This window comes from Acinetobacter sp. 24-47-62 (assembly GCF_056779765.1).
Genome location: NZ_JBWYIN010000006.1, coordinates 57354 through 80974, shown reverse-complemented (window position 1 = coordinate 80974; position 23621 = coordinate 57354). Strand labels below are relative to the sequence as shown.

At 39.8% G+C, this 23621-nt stretch carries 20 protein-coding genes and 1 riboswitch; of the genes, 12 read left to right on the top strand and 8 right to left on the bottom strand.

Annotated features, from left to right (window positions below):
• Positions 1-50 precede the first annotated feature (50 nt).
• Positions 51-2417 (bottom strand): Tex family protein, encoded by a 2367-nt coding sequence (locus AC1M87_RS06215; protein ID WP_481593241.1) that lies wholly within the window; start codon positions 2415-2417, stop codon positions 51-53.
• A gap of 482 nt (positions 2418-2899) precedes the next feature.
• Between AC1M87_RS06215 and ompR the strand changes: the two genes are divergently transcribed.
• The 3 genes from ompR (at position 2900) to AC1M87_RS06200 (ending at position 6958) form a co-directional block, all read left to right on the top strand.
• On the top strand, positions 2900-3664 hold the full coding sequence (gene ompR, locus AC1M87_RS06210) for an osmolarity response regulator transcription factor OmpR (RefSeq protein WP_035263934.1): 765 nt from the start codon (positions 2900-2902) through the stop codon (positions 3662-3664).
• A 107-nt stretch (positions 3665-3771) separates the two neighbouring features.
• Positions 3772-5232, top strand: coding sequence for an ATP-binding protein (locus AC1M87_RS06205; RefSeq protein ID WP_481593240.1), 1461 nt, complete (start codon positions 3772-3774; stop codon positions 5230-5232).
• A gap of 208 nt (positions 5233-5440) precedes the next feature.
• On the top strand, positions 5441-6958 hold the full coding sequence (locus AC1M87_RS06200) for an acetyl-CoA hydrolase/transferase family protein (RefSeq protein ID WP_092767310.1): 1518 nt from the start codon (positions 5441-5443) through the stop codon (positions 6956-6958).
• A gap of 397 nt (positions 6959-7355) precedes the next feature.
• Here the strand turns inward: AC1M87_RS06200 and phoU are convergent, their stop codons facing one another.
• Positions 7356-8081, bottom strand: a complete 726-nt coding sequence (gene phoU, locus AC1M87_RS06195) for a phosphate signaling complex protein PhoU (protein ID WP_035263928.1) — start codon at positions 8079-8081, stop codon at positions 7356-7358.
• Positions 8082-8177: 96 nt separating this feature from the next.
• Complete coding sequence (gene abuO, locus AC1M87_RS06190) at positions 8178-9518, bottom strand: multidrug efflux outer membrane protein AbuO (protein ID WP_481593239.1); 1341 nt, start codon at positions 9516-9518, stop codon at positions 8178-8180.
• A gap of 279 nt (positions 9519-9797) precedes the next feature.
• Between abuO and AC1M87_RS06185 the strand changes: the two genes are divergently transcribed.
• The 7 genes from AC1M87_RS06185 to AC1M87_RS06155 all read left to right on the top strand — a co-directional run bounded on the left by AC1M87_RS06185 (position 9798) and on the right by AC1M87_RS06155 (position 16488).
• On the top strand, positions 9798-10850 hold the full coding sequence (locus tag AC1M87_RS06185; protein ID WP_481593238.1) for a hypothetical protein: 1053 nt from the start codon (positions 9798-9800) through the stop codon (positions 10848-10850).
• Positions 10851-10890: 40 nt separating this feature from the next.
• Positions 10891-11010, top strand: a riboswitch (TPP riboswitch).
• An 87-nt stretch (positions 11011-11097) separates the two neighbouring features.
• Positions 11098-12993, top strand: coding sequence for a phosphomethylpyrimidine synthase ThiC (gene thiC / locus AC1M87_RS06180; RefSeq protein ID WP_481593237.1), 1896 nt, complete (start codon positions 11098-11100; stop codon positions 12991-12993).
• 73 nt (positions 12994-13066) lie between these two features.
• Positions 13067-13693, top strand: a complete 627-nt coding sequence (locus tag AC1M87_RS06175) for an NUDIX domain-containing protein (RefSeq protein WP_481589168.1) — start codon at positions 13067-13069, stop codon at positions 13691-13693.
• Between the two features lie 3 nt (positions 13694-13696).
• Positions 13697-14503 carry a 3',5'-cyclic-AMP phosphodiesterase gene (cpdA, locus tag AC1M87_RS06170; protein WP_481589169.1) on the top strand — a complete coding sequence of 269 codons (807 nt, stop codon included), beginning with the start codon at positions 13697-13699 and terminating at the stop codon, positions 14501-14503.
• A gap of 206 nt (positions 14504-14709) precedes the next feature.
• Positions 14710-15231, top strand: coding sequence for an RNA polymerase-binding protein DksA (dksA, locus tag AC1M87_RS06165; RefSeq protein ID WP_481593236.1), 522 nt, complete (start codon positions 14710-14712; stop codon positions 15229-15231).
• 59 nt (positions 15232-15290) lie between these two features.
• Positions 15291-16154, top strand: a complete 864-nt coding sequence (gluQRS, locus tag AC1M87_RS06160; protein ID WP_481593235.1) for a tRNA glutamyl-Q(34) synthetase GluQRS — start codon at positions 15291-15293, stop codon at positions 16152-16154.
• A 79-nt stretch (positions 16155-16233) separates the two neighbouring features.
• Positions 16234-16488: a zinc-ribbon domain-containing protein gene (locus AC1M87_RS06155; protein ID WP_481593234.1), complete on the top strand. Its 255-nt coding sequence runs from the start codon at positions 16234-16236 to the stop codon at positions 16486-16488.
• 16 nt (positions 16489-16504) lie between these two features.
• Here the strand turns inward: AC1M87_RS06155 and ftsW are convergent, their stop codons facing one another.
• From ftsW to AC1M87_RS06130, 5 genes are all read right to left on the bottom strand, one after another.
• Positions 16505-17701 (bottom strand): putative lipid II flippase FtsW, encoded by a 1197-nt coding sequence (gene ftsW, locus AC1M87_RS06150; protein ID WP_035263915.1) that lies wholly within the window; start codon positions 17699-17701, stop codon positions 16505-16507.
• 10 nt (positions 17702-17711) lie between these two features.
• Positions 17712-19067 carry a UDP-N-acetylmuramoyl-L-alanine--D-glutamate ligase gene (gene murD, locus AC1M87_RS06145; protein ID WP_481593233.1) on the bottom strand — a complete coding sequence of 452 codons (1356 nt, stop codon included), beginning with the start codon at positions 19065-19067 and terminating at the stop codon, positions 17712-17714.
• 150 nt (positions 19068-19217) lie between these two features.
• Positions 19218-19466, bottom strand: a complete 249-nt coding sequence (locus AC1M87_RS06140; RefSeq protein WP_481593232.1) for a DUF6587 family protein — start codon at positions 19464-19466, stop codon at positions 19218-19220.
• A 24-nt stretch (positions 19467-19490) separates the two neighbouring features.
• A complete protein-coding gene (feoB, locus tag AC1M87_RS06135) occupies positions 19491-21347 on the bottom strand; it encodes a ferrous iron transport protein B (protein ID WP_481593231.1) in 1857 nt (618 codons plus the stop codon).
• Entirely contained in the window at positions 21344-21595 is a 252-nt protein-coding gene (locus AC1M87_RS06130; protein WP_092767423.1) for a FeoA family protein, read from the bottom strand. The genes feoB and AC1M87_RS06130 overlap by 4 nt, the downstream gene beginning before the upstream one ends.
• Positions 21596-21765: 170 nt before the next feature.
• On the opposite strand from AC1M87_RS06130, the gene xerD reads away from it, so the two are divergent.
• Positions 21766-22683 carry a site-specific tyrosine recombinase XerD gene (gene xerD / locus AC1M87_RS06125; RefSeq protein ID WP_092767326.1) on the top strand — a complete coding sequence of 306 codons (918 nt, stop codon included), beginning with the start codon at positions 21766-21768 and terminating at the stop codon, positions 22681-22683.
• 109 nt (positions 22684-22792) lie between these two features.
• Entirely contained in the window at positions 22793-23608 is an 816-nt protein-coding gene (locus tag AC1M87_RS06120) for a DsbC family protein (protein ID WP_481593230.1), read from the top strand.
• Positions 23609-23621 lie beyond the last annotated feature (13 nt).

The window sequence follows — 23621 nt, the reverse complement described above, 5'->3', positions numbered from 1 at the left end:
ATAAGCATAAAAAAACCTCCCATATGGGAGGTTTTTTACCTGATTAAAGATTACTTCGAACCTTTAACCCCTGCTTGTAATAATAATGCACCTAAACCACCAATCTTCTGTTCTTGTGGTTTCTGCTGCTGAGGTTTTTTCGCATGTTGTGGGCGATCACCCTGTGGACGTGCTTGCTGAGGACGCTTCGCGTGTGGTTTACGCTCACCACGTTGCTCTTGCTGGCCATGAGTTTCACGACGTGGCTGGCGCGGTGCCTTCGCAGGTGCTTCAGATCCTGCAGGGCGCATCGATAAATTAACACGATTACGTTCCACATCAACTTGTAACACACGCACTTGAACAATTTGCCCTGGTTTCACAAACTTATGTGGATCAGAAATAAATTCATTCGCTAGTTCTGAAATATGAACTAAACCATCTTGATGAACACCAACATCAACAAATGCACCAAAGTTCGTTACATTGGTCACTACACCTTCAAGCTCTAAGCCTTCAGTCAGTTGTGAAACCTCAGTAATGTCATCACGGAACTTCGCTGTACGGAACTCTGGACGTGGATCACGACCTGGTTTTTCAAGCTCCGCCAAAACATCTTGGATCGTTGGTAAACCAAATTTGTCATCAACAAACTCTTCAGGTTTAACCTGACGAATGATTTCAGTATTACCAATAATATCTTTTACAGTGGTCGCTTTCGCTTCAACAATCTTGTTGACTAAACCATAAGACTCAGGATGAACTGCTGATGCATCCAATGGTTCTGAACCATCTTGAATACGTAAGAAACCTGCAGCTTGCTCAAAAGTACGCTCACCTAAGCGTGGTACTTTTTTCAAATCTTGACGATTATCAAAACGACCATTCTCTTTACGGTAGTCTACAATTTGCTGTGCTATAGATTTGTTTAATCCTGCGATGTAACCCAAAATCGCTGAAGATGCTGTATTTACATCTACACCGACTGAGTTCACACAGTCTTCCACTACAGCTTCGAGCGTTTTTGCCAAGCCTGTTTGATTCACATCATGTTGATATTGACCTACACCAATTGATTTAGGATCAATCTTCACAAGTTCAGCCAATGGATCTTGTAAACGACGCGCAATAGATACTGCACCACGAATCGATACGTCTAAATCTGGTAATTCTTGTGAAGCCAATTCAGATGCTGAATATACTGAAGCACCTGCTTCAGATACAGACACGCGCGTTAATTTAAGATCAGCATGAGCAGCCATCATTTCCGCAACAACAGCTTCTGTTTCACGACTCGCGGTACCGTTACCAATAGCAATTAGCTCAACATTGAATTCACGGCATAAACGTGCCAATTCATTGATCGACCCTTCTTTATCTTCTTTAGGTGCGAATGGATAAATCGTGCTGTGTGCCAATACATCTCCAGATGCATTCACGACAGCCAATTTCACACCTGTACGGATACCAGGATCCACACCTAAAGTAGTACGTGAACCTGCTGGTGCAGATAAAAGTAAATGACGTAAATTTTCTGCAAATACTTGCATTGCTTCTGCTTCAGCAGCCAAACGCTTTTCTGTCAGAAGTGAATGCTCAATTGTAGGCCGGACTTTGCCGAGCCAGAATAATTTTGCAGTTTGCTTCAGAAAATCTTGACGGGCTTGAGGTTGAACTTGATCAAGATTGTATTCAGTTTCAATGCGCGCCAAAGGAGCATCATTTTCACCATCAACTTTTAGACCGAGTACATTCTCTTGACGTCCACGTAACATTGCCAATAAGCGATGTGATGGAACTTTGTTTAAATTTTCAGAAAAATCGAAGTAGTCACGGAATTTTTTACCAACTTCTTTTTTCTCTTCACTAGCAACTAAGCTTTTTAACACTGCTGTTTTTGCAAACATCGCTTTAAGCTCTGTCGTGAGTGCAATATTTTGTGCCCAGTCATCAATGAGAATATGCTGAACAGCGTCTAATTGACTCTCTAAATCAGGATAATCTTCATGATTAAATCCTGCTAAAGCTTCTGCAGGTTCAACATTTTCATTATAGATTTTTTCAGCGATTGGGCCTAAACCAGCCTCTTTTGCTTTAAATGATTTACTCGTACGTTTTGGACGATACGGTGCGTAAATTTCTTCTAATGCATTTTTTGTTTCAACGGCATTGACGCGAGCTAACAAATCATCCGTGAGTTTATTTTGTTCTTTCAGTGATTCAATGACCTTTTCACGGCGTTCAAATAAATCACGAAGGTAAGTTAATCGGGTATCCAGTTGACGTAACTGCGTATCGTCTAAGCCTTGAGTTACTTCTTTACGGTAACGTGCAATAAATGGAACACTAGAACCTTCATCAATCAGCTTAATGGCAGCTTCTACTTGGTTTGGACGTACGGCAAGTTCACTTGCCAACTGCTGAACTAAGTCAGTCATCGTGTTAAATTCCACAAGGATAAGGACTAAAAGTTAGTGATTATAAAGACCGAGACTATAAAATCCACAATTGTTTTGAATATTTGCAATGAAATTTTAAATAAAAGTCTCAATTTTTCTAGTTTTATCTCCCAGAGAAAAATCTTCAGGTGAAGTCTCTGATCAATTATTTGAGTGTAATGCGTCATTGTGTCATCACTTTGACAATGAACTAAAACATTTAACTCTTTAAAATCACTTTATTTTTCTGATTTTGATGTAAATTTCTTGCTTTCAATAGCACTTCAAATTAGCTTCATATTGAATAGCGATTTTATTTTAAATTATTTGCCTAAAAACAGGTCAATACATGTTGTGATTTGGTTTCAGAACACACTTAAAATTGTAATTTTGAGCAATTTGATACATAGTCTTAACAAGAACTTAGGCATTATACTGAGACAAATGAATATTTATAAATACAACTTTTAAGGGAGTGCATCATGAGTTTAGTTGTACCTGCTGAAAATACTGATGTAGTACACAATGACACTGACAGAGTTGAACGCATTCTGGTCGTCGACGATGATGTGCGTCTTCGTACCCTTTTACAACGGTTTTTAGAAGATAAAGGTTTTGTGGTTAAAACCGCACATGATGCCACGCAAATGGATCGGTTATTACAACGTGAACTTTTCTCGCTCATCGTTTTAGATTTTATGCTTCCTGTAGAAGATGGTTTAAGCATTTGTCGTCGTTTAAGGCAGTCTAACATCGACACGCCTATTATTATGCTCACTGCACGTGGTAGCGACTCTGATCGTATTGCAGGGCTTGAAGCAGGTGCTGATGACTATCTACCAAAACCATTCAACCCAAATGAATTGTTAGCTCGTATCCGAGCTGTACTACGTCGACAAGTGCGTGAGGTTCCTGGGGCACCAAGCCAAAATGTTGAAGTGGTTTCATTTGGTCCTTGGTCACTCGATCTATCGACTCGAACATTGACTCGTGAGGGTCAAGTGGTGACCTTGACTACTGGTGAATTCGCAGTACTCAAAGCATTGGTGCAACATCCTCGTGAACCGTTGACACGTGATAAATTAATGAATTTGGCGCGTGGTCGTGAATGGGGAGCAATGGAACGTTCTATTGATGTTCAAGTCTCTCGTTTACGTCGTTTAATCGAGGAAAATCCGGCGCGCGCACGCTACATTCAAACGGTGTGGGGTGTGGGATATGTATTTGTACCAGATGGTGCAGAATAATTTTTTAAACAATGGACTCCGCCATCAATGATGTCGGGGTCTTTATTTTATGTATTAAACAATTACATGCACTTATTCTTTTTCAGCCCAAACTCTCAGGTTAGACCGTGAAACTTGATCCTATTGACCCACAAAAATTTAATGAGTTTGTTGCGTATTCAGAGCGAAAACGAACAAAATGGGAACGCTTTCTTGACAAAATCAAGCCGCGCTCCGCTGCAATGCGAACAACAGTTTTGGTTGTTTTTGTGGTGTTCTTTAGTCTGTTTATGTCACTTTGGTTTTTTTGGAAAACCCTCTATTTACCAGAGATTCAACAGCATGCACGCTACCTTGCGGTTGAACTCGAAATTATCAACAACCCCGACCTTCGAATTTTTCATGGTGACACTGAACTTGATGTTGACACATGGTTAAAACAGCGTGTTGGAATTGAATACGTTACAGACCCTGCTGCGTTCCCCAACCAGCGCGATAAAGTCATTGCTGAATTCTTTACGAACCAAGTTGAAAAACGTTTGGCCAAAGAACTCGACGTACCTGAAGTGACTGTCTATTTCCAATTTAAACCCAGCCCACGTATTTGGATTCAAACCCCAGAAATGAACGGGAATTGGGTTCAAGAGCCGTTAAAAACTTATGCGAATTATAGCCCCGAATTGATTTTGGCATGGTTTCTTGGCGTACCGCTGATTTCAGCCATGATTATCTTAACTTTAGTGAGACAGCTCAATCGCCCACTACGCCGACTGCAAAATGCAGCAAATAGCTATAGTAAAACTGGAAAAGCCCCCTATCTTGAGACGAACCACGGACCTTTGGAAATCCGCCAAGTCAACCAAGCCTTTAATCATATGATTTATACATTGGAGCTCACTGAACGTGATCGTCAAATTATGTTGGCTGGGATTTCACATGATTTAAGGACCCCGCTCACTCGAATTCGACTGAGTGCCGAAATGATGTCAGATGATGACTTCTTGAAAGAAGGTTTAATCTTTGATGTGGATGATATGGATGCCATTCTTAATCAGTTTATTTCTTACATGCGTGATGGTTCAGATGAAGACCTAAAAGAAACCAATATCAATACCCTTTTGCAAGAATTAGTTATTCAGTTTAAACCCCTGGATATTCGCTTTGAACCAGAAGAACTCCCACTGATTACTGCACGTTCGCTTTCCCTCAAACGCTTAATTGGTAACTTAATTAATAATTCTAAGCGTTATGGTGCTGAACCCATTGAGCTAAGTGCGAAAGTTGAGGGAGATCATCTAAAAATTTGTGTTGCTGATCACGGTGATGGAATCCCAGAAGATCAAATTGAAGACCTTATGCAACCTTTTGTACGTGGCAATGAAGCACGTACCATCCAAGGGAGTGGTCTTGGTTTAGCCATTGTGAAACGAATTGTCGATATTCATGAAGGTGAATTAAAAATTCATAATCGTCCTGAAGGAGGTCTTGAAGCTATCATTCTACTACCCCTTTTAACACCTCAAGCTGCTGATATTTCAACCAATAGCACCTTAGATAAAATCAGGCAAACCATCACCGAACGATTTTGATGAATGGTGAATAGTTGAACGGTTGAATTGGTTTAATTATTCACCACAATGAAAATTAAAAATAAAAAACAATATCTTACAAACCATAATATATCTTTATATCCGCATTTTTTGAAAAAATTAGACCTTAGCCTAACAGGTATGCAAAATGGCTCGCTTGATCGGTACAATCGGTGCCAGATCCAGAATATCAAGAGAAGAGTAAACCATGTCTTTAGATCGCATTCGTTTAGAGTCACTTCATGAAAAAGTCATTTCAGCTGAACAAGCTTCAACGTTTATTGAAGATGGCATGACCGTAGGTATGAGTGGTTTCACGCGTGCTGGTGAAGCTAAAGCAGTTCCATTGGCATTGGTAAAACGCGCTCATACAAACCCTTTAAAGATCACTTTAATCACTGGTGCGTCTTTGGGTAATGACTTAGATAAACAGTTAACTGAAGCTGGCGTATTGGCTCGTCGTCTACCTTTCCAAGTCGATAATACTTTGCGTAAGGCGATCAATAAAGGCGAAGTAATGTTTATTGATCAGCATTTGTCAGAAACTGTTGAACAAATGCGTAATAAACAATTGAAAAAGCCTGATATTGCTGTAATCGAAGCTGTAGCAATTACTGAAGATGGTGGCATCATTCCAACGACTTCAGTAGGTAACTCAGCAAGCTTTGCAATCTTTGCAGAAAAAGTAATTGTTGAAATTAACACAAATTTAAGCCCAGCATTCGAAGGCTTGCACGATATTTATATCCCATCTTATCGTCCGACACGTCAGCCGATTCCACTCACTCAAGTCGATGAGCGTATTGGTACACATGCAATTAATATCGATCCTGCTAAAATTGTTGGCATCGTATTTAACAGCGAATTCCATGATTCTCCATCAACAGTCACTGCACCAGATGATGAGACTCAAGCAATTGCAAACCACTTAATCGAATTCTTTGAAAAAGAAGTGGCTGAAGAACGTCTTCCTAAAAATTTAGGTCCATTACAAGCAGGTATTGGTTCAATTGCGAATGCGGTATTAACGGGTCTTAAAGAATCGAATTTTGAAGATCTCATCATGTACTCAGAAGTACTTCAAGACTGTACTTTTGAATTAATTGATGCTGGTAAAATGAAATTCGCTTCTGGCTCATCAATTACACTTTCTGCACGTTATGGTGAAAAAGTATTCAATAATCTTGAGCAATACAAAGACAAACTTGTATTACGCCCTCAAGAAATTTCAAACCACCCAGAATTGGTACGCCGTTTAGGGATTATCGGGATCAATACTGCGCTTGAATTTGACATCTACGGCAATGTGAACTCTACGCACGTATGTGGTTCAAAAATGATGAATGGTATTGGTGGTTCAGGTGACTTCGCACGTAATGCGCATATCGCAATCTTCGTGACTAAATCAATCGCTAAAGGCGGTGACATTTCATCTGTAGTGCCGATGGCATCTCACGTAGATCACACAGGTCATGACGTAGACGTTCTTGTGACTGAACAAGGTCTTGCTGATTTACGTGGTCTTGCACCGCGTGAACGTGCACGTGCAATCATCGATAACTGTGTTCACCCATTGTATAAAGATGCATTAAACGACTATTTCGATCGTGCATGTGCTAAAGGTGGACAAACTCCTCACCTACTTACAGAAGCGCTCTCTTGGCATTCTAATTTCGAAGAAACAGGTCATATGTTATCTGCACCTGCTGAAGCAAAATCTGCATAAGTATGACTTAAAAAAGCCCTGAATATCAGGGCTTTTTTTATTTCGAAAGATTCTAAAATACTTTTAGATCATCATAATAGTTGACATAAACTAATGAAATAGGCAGGATTGGTTAGGACACTAAAGTGTGATAATGTTTACATTTTACAAATATTAAATTACACAAAATCACACTTTTGCAGCTGAACTTTACACATAATTTGAATATTATTATTTCATAGCAAGATTATGAGTGAACAAATAATAATAACAGCGTACTGTTTCATCAGTTTTCCTTCCTAGATTTCCCCCAAAATCTAGGAATTTTTTTGTCTATATGTTTTACAGAACTCAAGTTTAGTGTCCACATAAAAAAACCTCGATATTCGAGGTTTTTGTGTATGATATGAATTCTATTTTAATGATTACCTTGAACTTTTTCCTCAATCTCTTCCACACTGGTGTGTCGTACGTCATAGCCTTTAGCCATATAAATCACTTGTTCAGAAATATTTCGCGCATGGTCACCAATACGCTCCAAAGAACGCAGCACCCACATGACATTCAGAACACGAGAAATATGACGAGGATCCTCAATCATGTAGGTCATTAATGTACGTGTAGCAGATTGATATTCACGATCGATATCTGCGTCAGCCAACAATACTTTAAGTGCTTGCTCTGCATCAACACGTGCAAATGCATCCAATGCATCATGAATCATTACTCGCACTTGATTACCGATATGACGTGTTTCCATATAACCACGAGGTGATTCACCTTCTTCACATAGATTTTGGGCTATACGTGCAATTTTAGCTGCTTCATCACCAATACGTTCTAAATCGGTATTGGCCTTGCTCATTGCAATCACCATACGCAGATCACTTGCAGCAGGATGGCGACGCACTAAAATCAAAGTCAAACCTTCATCAATTTCACGCTCATAGCGATTTACCGTATTATCCTGAAATTGGACATCTACAGCTAAATTCACATTTGTATCTAAAAGAGCATGAATGGCATTAGCAACTTGTTGCTCAACCAAACCACCCATCGCCATAAATTTGGTATGGACATCTTGCAAATCTTCGTTAAATTGAGAAGAAATATGGTGGCTAAGTACAGGATTATTAGAGCTCAAAGTCTTATTACTCCACACAGCGTGAATGGATTGAAATTTTTGCCATATTAAAGCATATCAATTGTGAATATTTGATGACAAAACAATCAATTTATTCTATTTTTCAACTAACCATGCATTCATTTGACGAAGCTCATTTTCATTCAATTGACCCACAGAAGCCTTCAACCTCAACACATTCAACACATAATCATATTGAGCATTCACAAAATCTAATCGCGTTGCAAAAGCATTTCTTTGCGCAAGCAACACATCAACCATACTTTTAAGCCCTTCATCATACTGAGCTTGGGATGCTTTCGCGACTAATGCTGAAGAATCCATGGCAGCTTTGCGCGCTTGCAATGTAGCACTATCCATATCAATTTGTAGGTAAGATTTTTTAGCATCTGTGGTTGCTTTACGTATCGCAGCTTCTAATTGGCGTTCCGACTTTTCAACATTTTTTGTCGCTTTATCAATATTAATTTTAGTTCGCCCACCGGTATAGGCATTCCAGTTCATTTCTACACCCACCTGATCGAACCGTCCATCACTCGATATAGCTGTTTGTGGTGACTGTTCACTATATCCATAAGTGGCTACGGCTTCGACTTGAGGATAAAGCGCCGCTTGCTCTACACGTCGCTGATCATTGGCATATTGACGTTGCAAACGCGCTTGTAGAATTTCAAGATTCTGTTCTTGAGCTAATTTAGTCCATTCACTCATGATATTCGGTACAGGCTTTTGATACTCGAAATCATCACTTAAAACAGCGAGCTTTTCTTGGTAAGGTCCAATCAACTGAGCAAGTTGCTCTTGTGCCAAGATTAATTGAACACCTGTCGCAATTCGATTTGCTCGCGCATTTTGATATTGTGCATTCGCTTCGCTCACATCGCTTTCAGCAACTAAACCTTCTTTGAGTTTGGCATTCATCATATTGAGCTGCTCGAATAATGCTTTTTCTTCTTGAGCGTTAGTGAGCGTTAAAGCCTGTTGACGTAGTACATTAAAATAAGCTTCAGAGACATTTAATATATGTTGTTGCTGTTGCTGTTTTAAAGTGACTTCACTCAGTTGAACTGAGGTTTTTACCTGTTTATATCCCTGCCAAGCATCCATTCTGAAAATGGGTTGTCGTGCAGTAATCGCAATTTGACGAGTGGTCGATGTCGATGCCAACAGGTCAGAACTATTAAAAAAAGGATTCGATTCTGTACTTGAATGATTTACATCTTGGTTTTTACGCGTCACATTTCCTGAAACAGTTACTGTCGGCAGCAAATTACCTTTTGCTAAACCTATATTTAACTGATCAGCCTCATACTGCAAAACGTTGGCTTGCCAATTTGGATCGGTTTGCTTTGCTCGCTCATAGGCTTCAACGAGGTTCAATGCAAAGCTCATCGGGCTAAGCGCAATTAAACTGACTGCAAGTAGAGTTTTTTTCATGATAATGACTTCACAGTACCTTAAGCATTTGAATAACAAGTAATTAGAATAGGTTGTTGCAAATATAATCTTTAATCGAGCTTTTTACGTATCAATTTTATTATTTTTTCATTTAATCCGGAGAATTATTTTGAATTATGCGCATTGATGTATGTTTTTTATACATTATTTTAACGCTTGATTGCGAAGCAACTACAATAAATTTCACTGTACGGTTTTAAAATAAGTGAAAATCTATTTGCGCCTCATTTCACACTTTAACTGTATTTTGATATCTCAATGAAGTCATTTTTGCACACGTTTAAGCCTATTCGTCAATTATTGACTCTTATGGTCGTAAGTCTTGGCTTAACTGCGTGTCAAAAACCGATTTCCGAAGAAATACCTACTGAATCTCCAAACCCAACCCAAAACCAGAACACCACACCTGATCTCAACCTCATTTGTCAAAAACTCAAAAAAGAAATGCTCGGGATAACTGCTCAACGGACTACATTCGCCATTGAGCAAATCAATCAAGATATTCGACTTTGTCTTCCCTTAATGCCATTTCAGGAACAGAAAGAATTGATTGGTTTGGCAGACATCATGTATAGAAATTTCTTAAGTTTAGATCGATCACCTGAACAGCAGAAAGCTTTTGATTTATATGCTCATGACCAGTCGCAATTTCCGACGATTCAACAATCACAAATTGAAAAATTACATCCACGAGATCAATATTTACTTCGGCATAAGGGTCAAGCGTATATTGATCTCGTCGATATTAACCACCAAGCAACCTATCAAAGAAACCCATATTATTTAGCACGAGTATTTGCCCCCTATTTCCCTGAGGCAGAACAAGCATTTATGCAAGAACTTGCTGAACAAAATCAGCAAGCACAATTTGAAGATCCTCATTTTCATCTTGAAGCACAAGAGATTTCTAGACGTGCCCAGTATTGGGAAAATTATCTAAAAAAATACCCTCAAAGCAGTTTCCGTTTAGATGCAGAGTACCTTTATCATTTTTATTCAAATCTATTATTTAAAGGTCTCAAACATGATCCTGTTTCTCATGATTTTGAAGGACGTGTTGAAATTGCACCCGATGCTTTAGCTGAAATCGAACAACTCGCAAATATGAAAAATAGTCGTTTAGCAGATCAAGCGAGACTTTTCTTAAAATTTATCGAACTGGATTCACAACAAAAAAGTAAATTAACTTCAAATCAGACTGATCAAAATCCGCAAGTTCTTATACAGCTAAGTCACTATTTAAACTTAAAAACTGTTGATCTTGAAAATCGTCGTAATTGCTTTAAAGACGCAATTTGTTATACATCATAGTCTGATGACTTTAATCTGACTTTATATGTTAATATTTTGGCATCGCTTGACGGAGCGCGAGTAATAACTCGCTGAGATCACCTAAAACATTGTTTTGATGGTGAGTACCGTTGAACCTGATCAGGTTAATACCTGCGTAGGAATCAAGCCATCTAAAAACTTTGTTCTAGGTTATTCATTCAGGATAATTCCGCCACCGTTTTTGGTCGTGCTTGATTCGTTGATGTCATTCATAAGGATCATTGCAATGAACCAATTAACGAATCTTTCAAATACAGATCTCTCTGCTCAACATGAGCAAGATGCTCAAGATCTCACCCGCATTTTACCAGCGTCAAAAAAAGTCTATGTTCAAGGTTCTCGTCCAGATATTCGCGTACCCATGCGTGAAATTGCACTCTCCGATACACCAACGGGCTTAGGCGGTGAGTATAATCCTGCCATTTTGGTGTATGACACTTCAGGTGTTTATACCGACCCTGAGATTCAAATTGATTTAAATCGAGGCCTACCAAACCTCAGAGATACATGGATTGAAGAGCGCGCAGATACAGAACAACTCGCGACATTAAGCTCAAAATTTGGGCGAGAACGTCTTCAAGATATTCGTACAGCTGGCATTCGTTTCGCACATATCCAGAAACCTCGTCGAGCTAAACCAGGACATAACGTCACGCAAATGCATTATGCTAAGCAGGGTATTATCACGCCTGAAATGGAATACATTGCGATTCGAGAAAACCAAAAGCAACGCGAAGGTGTGGATATTCGCCAACATGTTGGTCAAAACTTTGGTGCAAAAAATTTATTAGAAATTACACCTGAATTTGTACGCCAAGAAGTCGCTGCAGGTCGTGCCATTATTCCTGCCAATATCAATCACCCTGAACTCGAACCGATGATTATCGGACGCAATTTCCTAGTGAAAATTAATGCCAATATTGGCAACTCAGCACTGGGTTCATCCATTGATGAAGAAGTGGCAAAAATGACATGGGCAACACGTTGGGGTGCTGACACCATCATGGATTTGTCTACTGGTAAAAATATTCATGAAACACGCGAGTGGATTATTCGTAACTCCCCTGTACCTATTGGAACTGTTCCGATTTATCAAGCATTAGAAAAGGTGGATGGAATAGCAGAAGATCTTACATGGGAAATTTTTAAAGACACTTTAATCGAACAAGCTGAGCAAGGGGTTGATTACTTCACGATTCATGCTGGTGTTTTATTACGCTATGTTCCTCTCACAGCCAATCGCTTAACGGGCATCGTTTCACGCGGCGGTTCAATCATGGCACAGTGGTGTCTTGCACATCATAAAGAAAATTTCTTATACACCCATTTTGATGAAATCTGCGAGATCATGAAAGCCTATGATGTCTCATTCAGCTTAGGTGATGGTTTGCGCCCTGGGTGCATTCAAGATGCCAATGACGAAGCCCAATTTTCCGAACTACGTACATTAGGAGAATTAACCCATCGAGCTTGGGAACACGATGTGCAAGTCATGATTGAAGGTCCTGGTCATGTTCCTATGCATATGATTAAAGAAAATATGGATTTACAACTTGAGGTTTGCAAAGAAGCACCTTTTTATACATTAGGACCATTAACAACAGATATTGCACCTGGTTATGATCATATTACTTCAGCAATTGGTGCAGCCATGATCGGTTGGTATGGAACAGCGATGCTTTGTTACGTAACACCTAAAGAGCATTTAGGTCTACCCAATAAAAAGGACGTCAAAGATGGCATTATCACCTATAAAATTGCAGCACATGCTGCAGACCTCGCCAAAGGACACCCAGGTGCTCAAGTCCGTGATAATGCGCTTTCAAAAGCACGTTTTGAGTTTCGTTGGGAAGATCAATTTAATTTAAGTTTAGATCCTGATACGGCACGTAGTATGCATGATGAAACCATGCCGAAAGAGGCACATAAATCAGCGCATTTCTGTTCGATGTGTGGACCTAAATTTTGCTCAATGAAGATTACCCAAAATGTGCGTGAATACGCTCAAAATCAGCAGTCTGACAACCTAGATCTCAAGTTAAATCAAGAGATTGAATCAGGTCTCAACGCCATGAAAAATGAGTATCATAAGCAAGGACAAAAGTTGTATCAGAAGCTGTAAAAATTAAAAAACCTGTTTTTCTTTAATGCAATCTCAGTTAGGATGAAATAAATTTTTGTCCTAACGTATACGAATGAAAATTCTTGAAAAAGCTACTTACAATAATAAAGATTTTAAGGTCCATTCTCGCGAATCCCTTTATCAAGGATTCATTCGTATAGAGAAAGTGAGCATCACACATCGTTTATTTGGTGAGAATACTTATACCCCAACAATTCATCGTGAATTAGTGCATCGAAAAGAAGCTGCTGGTGTACTCATCTACAATGATGCACTCAAGCGCTTTGCACTGATTGAACAATTCCGAATTGGTGCAATCGATGATCCTATCTCCCCATGGCAACTAGAAATCATTGCAGGCGTATTAGATGGCGATGAATCACCTGAAACATGCATTCAGCGTGAGAGTTTAGAAGAATCTGGTTGTGAAATTCGTAATCTGGAACATTTATTTACCTTCTACCCTTCTGCTGGTGCGTGCGATGAAGTTTTTCATTTGTATGTTGCAGAAGCAGATCTTCCTGAGCAAGGCGGTATTCATGGTATGCCAGATGAAGGTGAGAATATCCAACTGCATATCTTAGCTTATTCAGATCTTGAACAATTATTGGCATCCAAACGATTGTGTAATGCACCTGTCATCATGGCTCTGCAATGGCTCAAACAGCACATTGCCACTACCTCTATAGCGCTGAGGTAATTTATGACGCCTTTAATCAAACAGAATAAAAATGATCAGCTCATTATCCAAATTACCGATACTCATCTCATGGATCATCCTGACACGCCGTTTGTTCAGATAAATCCTGAACAAAGTTTTCATGCAGTGATCAATGATATTTTAAATCGCTATCAAGACATTGATGCGATTATTCATACAGGTGACTTGGCACAGGTACCACATGAGGCAACTTATCACCGATATTTGAGTTTCATGAAAAATTTGAATATTCCGTTTTATCAAATTCCAGGGAATCATGATGATGCCGAATATTTTCCTTTTGCAGCGCCTGATCCTATACCGGCCGTGTTAACTTTCGAAACGTGGAAAATCGTCCTATTAAATAGTGCTGTGCCCCACAAAGTAGATGGTTGGATTAAAGCAGAACAATTGAATCATTTATCAATGATTCTTCAGGAAACACAGCAGCACCCTGTCATTTTGGCGTGTCATCATCACCCACTTGAAATGAAGTCCAAGTGGATTGATCGACACATCTTAAAAAATTCAGATCAATTGACCCAGATCATGGCAGAGTATCAACACATTCAAGCAGTGATCTTTGGACATGTGCACCAAGATTCGTTGAATGTTTGGAAAAATATTCAATTTTTATCAACGCCCTCCACCTCCGTTCAGTTTAAACCAAAGACTGAAGATTTTGCCTTTGATGACCTTGCACCAGGCTATCGCAGCCTACTACTGAAAACTGACGGTAGCTTTGAAACACGTGTTCATCGCCTACAAAATTTCGCGCAAAATATTAATAAAGAAATTTCAGGTTATTAGCTTTTCTTTTAAAGTGTTTTGGATTAAGTTATCTGTCCGAATGGAATCTGAACAGTCCAAAACAGATATTCATAGCTTTCATCTTTGATAAAAAATCTATATGATGACGCCCCCGATAGCAACAATCTATCGGAAGCGATAAAAACACTTGCATATCACCATATTTTTTGCGTACGCAAACACGCATATGATGAGGAATGCCCTTTATGGCGAATGACAACCAAAATCAAGTCTTGGAAGAAAACAACGTAGTTACTGAAAAAGTAAAACGCGTGCGTAAGACCAAGCCAAAGACTTCCGAAGGCGGTACTACAGCGAGTCTATTTGGCATCGAGCCTTATCAGCCGAAAAAAAATGAAGAATACATGTCTGAAGGTCAACTTGAGCATTTCCGTCAAATTTTATTGGCATGGAAAGACGAGTTAATGTCAGAAGTGGATCGAACATTAAATACAATGCAAGATGAAAATACTGCATTGCCTGATGTAAATGACCGTGCAACGCAAGAAGAAGAGTTTGCGATTGAGCTTCGTACTCGTGACCGTGAACGCAAGTTAATTCGCAAAATTGAACAATCTATCGAAGCAATCAAAAATGATGACTATGGTTTCTGTGAAACCTGTGGGATCGAAATTGGCTTGCGTCGTTTAGAGGCTCGTCCAACAGCGACGCTTTGCATTGATTGCAAAACTTTAGCTGAAATTAAAGAGAAACAAAATAACGGTTAATCATGTTATTTAATAATCCTTCCCTAACCCCTCCTTTGATAAAGGAGGAGGACAACAGGATGGCTTATGTGGGTCGGTTTGCGCCATCGCCAACCGGCCCTCTTCATTTTGGATCACTCATTACAGCTGTTGCAAGCTATTGTGAAGCAAGATCTCATGCAGGCAAATGGGTTGTACGAATTGAAGATACAGACATCCCTCGCATATATCCTGGTAGTGAAGAACATATATTGTCATGTATTGAAGCTTTCGGTTTCGAGTTTGATGACGAAATTATCTTTCAAAAAGACCGTTTAAACATCTATGAATCTGTCTTAAATGATCTTCAACAACGTGACCTCACCTATGCCTGCCAATGTACACGCAAAATCTTAGGCTCTAATCATATCTATAGCGGTACTTGCCGCGATTTAAAACTACCACACGATCAACAAGCCATTCGGGTTAAAACATCAGACGAGTTGATTTGTTTTGAGGATCTTTTACAAGGTCAGCATTGCTCTAATTTGACCAATGAATTAGGAGATTTTGTTCTTAAACGTCGCGACGGTATTATTAATTATCAGCTCGCCGTGGTTGTGGATGATTATCTACAAGGAATGACTCATGTTGTGCGTGGTGCTGATTTGCTGGATAACACTGAACGACAAATTTGGTTAGGGCGATTATTGGGCTACCCTGAACTTCAGTATATGCATTTGCCCCTAGCAATGAATAAAGATGGTACAAAGCTTTCTAAGCAAAATTTAGCTGTAGCACTTGATCTCACCCAAGCCCCCCAACTCTTGAACAAAGCTATTCACGCATTAGGACAAGATCCAGTTGATCTAGATCAACCAAATCGCATGCTTCTACAGGCAATTCAACAATGGGGTCGTAAGAAAATTCCAGTTGGCACCACCATACAAGGTGTTTTTGAATAGTGTCCATACAGAATCATGCTTGTTATTCCGCTGAAAATGTTTTTGAATTCCATTTAGATAGATTAATCAGGAGTTCATTATGTTTTTTATTTTTGGGGTAGGACCTAAAACCCTCAAAACGGAAAAAGGGCAATTTCTATGCCCAGTCTGTCGTACATATAGCAATTACGAAATTAAACAACAACGCAATTATTTTTCTTTATTTTTTATTCCATTGATTCCACTATCAAAACCCAAATCTGGTCAAGTCACCTGTTTAAACTGTGGCACACATATGCCAACGATGGTGTTGCAGCAAAATAGTACTCCACCATCATCAGATTTGAATGCTTAAGATACAATCGTGTATTTTAAAAGCTAGATACTTCCTTGGCCTGATTCTTTTCTTGGGTTGTTGCTTCAATTTTCAGCATTAAACTGACCATGACAGCACACATAATCAGAGATGAACCACCATAACTAATAAATGGTAAAGTTAAACCTTTTGTTGGGAGCAGCCCCATATTCATGCCAGCATTTACCATAATTTGCAGAACAAAAATAATGCTAATCCCGTAAGCCAAATAACCCGCTCTCAAGAATTGATGTTGAATGGCACGATGCCCAATTCGAATACACGCACCCACCATAAGAAATGACAGTGCGAGAACAACCGTAATGCCCATGAAACCGAACTCTTCTGCCAAAATAGCCAACATAAAGTCCGTATGCGCCTCAGGGAGATAAGACATTTTTTGAATACTATGGCCTAAGCCTACCCCTAACCATTCACCACGTCCAAAGGCCATAAGCGCATTTGAAAGCTGATAACCAGAACCTAAAGGATCTGCCCATGGATTGGTAAAAGACATTAAACGCTCGAAACGATAAGGCTCGAACACAACCAGCACTACAAATGCCATGATAATGGCACCCAATGCAATACCAAACTGGATTAGTGGCGCACCTGCAAGAAAGAACACCCCTAACATCGTTAAGGCAACCACTACCGTTGCACCTAAGTCAGGTTCAGCAATAATCAAACCAACTGTACATAGCATTACTGTTGCTAATCGTGCCAGCCCTTTCACATTATTCCGCACTTCTTCTGCCCGACGGACAACATAATCTGCAGTAAAAATAGCCATCATCACTTTCGCAGCTTCAGTAGGCTGGAAGGTAAATCCTGCGATTCGAATCCAACGCGTCGAACCGTTCACTTCCGAACCGACTAATAACACCGCGACAAGCAATGCCATAGTCATCATCCATAACGGAAATGTGTTATTAAACCAGGTATTTAACGAAACACGATAAACCAAAATTGCTGCGACAAACGCAACCACGATGGATATGGCATGGCGGATGACATAGTGGAATGGATTTTCATGCAATCTTTCTGCGTAAGGCATAGAAGCTGAACCAACCATCACCGTTCCAATACAGAGCAGTGCAATCACACAAAAAATTAGAACATTCCTTGATGTAATTTCACTTGGAATACGTGGTAACCAACGTTGGTAAATTTTATTCACTTTATCAATCGTTGTCTGAGCTGACTCAGCCATATCTTCGTCCTTATTGTTCTTCGTGCAGCGCATTCACACAAGCAACAAATTGATGTCCGCGTTGTGGATAGCCAGTAAACATATCAAAACTTGCACATGCCGGCGAAAGCAATACCACATCATGTTGCTGTGTATTTGCTTGACATAATTTTACTGCTTCTTCTAATGATGTAGCGTGAAGAATTGTGGTTGTGCCTTGAATTGCTTGTTCAATCACTGGCGCATCTTCACCAATGAGTACCGCGAGTTTTGCAAATTCCGTTAATGATTTTCTTAAAGCAGTAAAATCTTGCCCTTTACCTTGACCACCTAAAATGATGGCAACTTTAGCTTTCTGTCCTGCGATCGCCGCACCTAAGCCGTCTAATGCTGCTAAGGTTGCCCCAATATTTGTACCTTTTGAGTCGTTATAATAACGAACACCTTGCACTTCTTTGACAAATTCGCAGCGATGTTCCAACCCCTTGAAGGTTTTCAAAGTTTCCAGCATGACCTCTAATGGTAGACCTATCGCTTCACCTAAAGCTAAACACGCAAGTGCATTTGCGACATTGTGTGTCCCTTGAATATACATCTCAGAACTTTTCAATAAACGTTCACGCCCCCTTGCTAGCCACATCGTGCCATCAGTATCTCTGAGTACACCATACTGATTCATATCTGGTGCATTGAGCCCAAAACTCTGCATTGGCGTTGCATCAGGTACTAAGGGACGTGTCAAAGAGTCATCACGATTGAAGACCACTTTCTTGACACCTTGAAAAATACGATGTTTGGCCGTGTGATATCCCATCATATCGCCATGACGATCGAGATGGTCTTCGCTCATATTTAAGACGACAGCAACTTCAGCATTTAAGTTCGATGTAGTTTCTAATTGGAAACTGGATAGTTCTAAGATATATAGCTCTGGATCATCTTTGGTTAAATCTAAGGCTGGACGTCCTAAATTCCCCCCTACAGCGACTTTTTTGCCTGCATCTTTCGCCATTAAGCCGATCAAGGTGGTCACTGTGCTTTTTGCATTAGAACCTGTTATTGCAACAATAGGCTTTTCAGTCGCACGTCGTAAAATTTGAATTTCACTGACAACAGGAATGCCTTGTGCAAGTGCTGTTTGAATCACTGGCAGTTTAAGATCAAGCCCTGGACTGATAATAATTTCCTCAGCAGACAACAACATTTCTTCGTCAAATTTCCCAAAGCTAGTTTGGACTTCAGGTGGAATTTGATCATGTCCAGGTGGAGAGGTCCTCGAATCTGTTACTGCAACGTGATAGCCTTTTTCATGTAGAAAATTTACCGCAGCAACACCCGAAATTCCGAGTCCTGCGACAACTTTTAATCCACCACGCTGTATTAACATTTCTGCCCCATATTTTAGTCTAATTAGAAACTGCCGAAATGTTAGCACTTTGCTGCTTTGAATGCTTTTTTTGATTTCATAATCTTGACATTATTTTGTGTCCATGCGTAAAAAAACCGCCAATTTAGGCGGTTCTTTTGTTGAAGTAAACTACTTCCATTTCACAGCTTGAGGGTTTAACTTGGGTGTTTCCTTGTCTGAAACAGGACAAGCGCAATTTCCGCCACAACCAGCAGTCATTTTGGGTTTAAGCCACTTTGATAGTGCCTTCCACCCTTTTCTTTCCGTGACATCTGACAGTTTCATAAAGACTGAATTTGACGTCTGTGGAAAAACCTTTTTGAACACGACCAATGCACTCCAAAGGACCAATGCCGTAATAATTAGAATTTCAATCATCTCAGTCTCCTCAACTCTTCAGATTTAAGCTAACACGCTGGTCGCGACTTGATAGGTTAAAAACGACATAAAATACGCTAAACCAACTAAATAGATGGTCATAAAGCCAACTGTCTTCCAAGAACCTGTTTCGCGTTTCACTGTCGCTAATGTCGCCAAACAATGTGGTGCATAAATGAACCAGACCAAAAGTGATAATCCTGTTGCTAAAGACCAGCCCAAATCCCCACCACTACTAATCAGTGATGCCAAGCCTTCCGACATCGCATCCTCATCAACAGCAGACAAAGCATACACGGTGCCTAAAGCAGCAACGACAACTTCACGCGCAGCCATGGCTGGAATTAAGGCAATACAAATCTGCCAATTAAAGCCTAATGGCGCAAAGATTGGTTGCATCAAATGACCTAACATCCCCGCAAATGAATAATCAATCGCAGGTAATGTTGCACCCTCTGGTGGTTGTGGGAATGTGCACAAGAACCATAATAAAATAGAGAGCGCAAAGATGATTCCACCGACTCGCTTCAAAAAGATTTTTGCTCGATCAAGCAAGCCAATCCACACGTTTTTCAAATCTGGAAAACGATAGCTTGGAAGTTCCATCAATAACATATGTTGAGATTTATCTTTTTGGAAAAACTTCAACACAAACGATACGATCAGTGCACTCACAATCCCTGCCATATATAGACCGAACAGCACTAAACCTTGAAGGTTAAATAGTCCCCAAACCGTTTGAGAAGGCACAAAAGCTGCTATCAACAACGCATAGACGGGTAAACGAGCTGAACAAGTCATCAATGGCGCAACAAAGATCGTGGTCAAACGGTCTCTTGGATCACTAATAGTCCGTGATGCCATGATTCCAGGAATTGCACACGCAAAACTCGACAGTAATGGAATAAATGCACGTCCCGAAAGACCTGCTTTATACATCAACTTATCAAGTAAGAATGCCGCTCGGGGTAAATAACCTGATTCTTCAAGCACCAAGATAAAGAAGAATAAGATGAGAATCTGAGGCAAAAAGACAACTACACCACCTGCACCCGCGATAATTCCATCAACCACTAAACTATTGAGTAATGGATGTGCAATATTCTCACCAACGACTTCACCCAACCAGCCAAAGAACGTCTCAATACCATCCATGAAGGGTGCCGCCCAAGCAAAAACTGCTTGGAAAATGATGAACATCATCACCGCTAAACTGAATAGACCAAGTACTGGGTGCAGAAAGATTTTATCGAGAAAAACTGAACGTTTATCATCAAATTCAACAAATTGAACGGCATCTTTGACAATCGCTTCAACTTTGTCGTGATCAGATCCTTTCAAACCTGTCAGCTCAGTTTGAGGAACAGCATATTTGCCATGATCTAGCGCATTCATCAGGTTTTCAATACCTGAGCGACGCACAGCAACTGTTTCTACAACTGGAATGCCTAAGCGCTCAGAAAGCTTTTGGGTATTTATTTGCATTCCACGACGACGAGCTTCATCCATCATGTTAAGTACGAGTAGCATTGGACGACCCAATTGGATCAACTCCAAAACTAAACCAAGGTGCAACTTCAGATTGGTTGCATCAACAACGCATAAAAATGCATCTTGATGACCTTCTTCCGCAATTTTCCCATAAACAACATCACGGGTGATTTCTTCATCTGGACTAGTTGCGTCTAAACTATACGTTCCTGGCAAGTCTAAAACACGAACCGCTTTACCTGAGTTTAGCGTGAAGTGACCAATTTTTCGCTCAACGGTTACACCTGCATAGTTACCTACTTTTTGGCGTGTTCCAGTCAAATGATTGAATAATGAAGTTTTACCACAGTTAGGATTACCAACAAGGGCAACACGCAACGCATCGCTCATGCCGACACTCCTTCTATTTCAATTTTTTGTGCTTCATTTTTTCTTAAGGCAAAGCGAGTAAAACCCACTTGAATGAGAATTGGATCACCGCCAAACAGTCCTTTCGTAATGACTTGTACTTTAGTTCCGGAAACAAATCCTAGCGTTTCTAAACGACTTGCCACCATATCTGTAGAAGTACCATCTACAGTGCGATGCACTTGCGTAATGATGGCAGATTGTTTGACTTTCAAATCAGATAAACGCACCGTACCTAACCCTAAAAAATTTTGAACAGTATACATACAAATGAGAATTATTACCGCACTCTCATCAAGAATGATTCGCATCTTCTTATAACACATCGACATGCATAGAAAATTACACTACATTAGATAATCTCAATTAAATCAATCGAATTTCCCAATCGAATATCCCTATGATTAATAAGAAACCTCGAGTTCCTGCACCCATTCAAATTCCAGAACAACTTTCGTTCTTACACGGATTTCGAGATTATTTAATCGCTCAGTCTGTTAGCCCACACACCCGAAATGCCTATCTCACAGATTTAGTCCAATGCAGTACTCTGTTAACCAGCCCCATGACCTTATGGTCACATGATGATATTTCAGATGTACTGATTGAGCTCACCAAACAAGGGAAAAGTCCTCGATCAATTGCTCGCACTTTATCGGCACTTCGGTCTTTCTATAAATTTTTAAGAGAGCAAAATTTAAGAACAGATAATCCTATAGCCGCACATAAAACACCCAAGTTAGGACGAGCGTTACCTAAAGATTTATCTGAGCAAGATGTTGAATCACTCATTCAAGCACCAGATACAAACACAGCGTTAGGCTTGCGTGATCGCACGATGTTTGAAGTCCTTTATGCTTGTGGTTTACGCGTGAGCGAACTGATTAATTTAAGAATAGATCACATCAATCTCAATCAGGGTTTTTTGCGAATCTTGGGCAAGGGAAATAAAGAACGTTTAGTTCCTTTGGGGCAAATTGCTGTGGAATGGATTGAAAAATATTTAGCAGAAGCTCGTCCACAACTCTATAAAAGTGCTACAGATTACTTATTTCTGACCCAACATGGCGGGATTATGAGCCGTCAAAACTTTTGGTATGCCATCAAACGTTATGCCCTCCAAGCAGGTATAGCGACAGAGCTATCCCCCCATACATTAAGACATGCTTTTGCAACTCACCTGCTCAATCACGGTGCAGATCTCCGAGTGGTACAAATGCTCCTCGGGCATAGTGATTTATCGACAACACAAATTTATACGCATGTTGCACAAATTCGCATGCAACAGCTTCATGCTCAGCATCATCCCCGTGGCTAAGTCATCGATCTGAATTTTGTAGCACTGAGCTATAATTTACGATTTGAGAATATTTTTTGTTATGCTTAGCGCAGTAAAAATAATGCTGAAAACTTTAAAAGGGTTGTTTATGTTATTTACCCGTTCGAAAATTTTATTCGCTTCTACCCTTGCAACGACGCTTTTTATGAGTGCATGCTCCAAATCTGAAGACACACAAAAATCAGATGGTACTTTAACGGCAACTGCTCCAGCAACCGGCCAAGCATCAAATTTAACTGAGCGAAATGCGCAACAACGCTTGATTCAAAAGTTAGAGAAAAATTTTAAAACCGCAAATATCAATGCCAAAATTATCGACATTAAACCAACCGAAGTACCAAATCTTTACTGGGTCAATTTAGAGGGTATGACTGCGGTATACACTACTGCAGATGGTCAATATATTTTCCAAGGTGATTTACTACGTTTAGGTAATAAAAAAGTTGAAGATATTGGACAATCCTTCCAGTCGGCATTGAGTAAAGGGTTACTAAGCCAGTTAAAAGCTGAAGATCTCATTATTTATCCAGCTAAATCTAAAACCAAACATATCGTTTACGTTTTTACAGATATCAGCTGCCCTTACTGCCATAAATTGCATGAACATATGGATGAAATCAATTCTAAAGGAATTGAAGTTCGTTATATCGCGTGGCCACGTGGAGAACAGTATTTCCCAGCAATGGAAAGTGTCTGGTGTAGTAAAAATCGTAAAACTGCATTTGATCAAGCTATTGCAGGTCAACAATTAAACAATACCAACTGTGAAAATCCTGTTAAAGATCAGTACCAAATGGGTTTAAAAATGGGTGTCAATGGAACGCCTGCAATTTACAGCTCAGAAGGTGTTTATCTTGGTGGATACATGACAGCAGATGAAATACTAAGTAGCTTAAATAACTAATATTTATGAGATA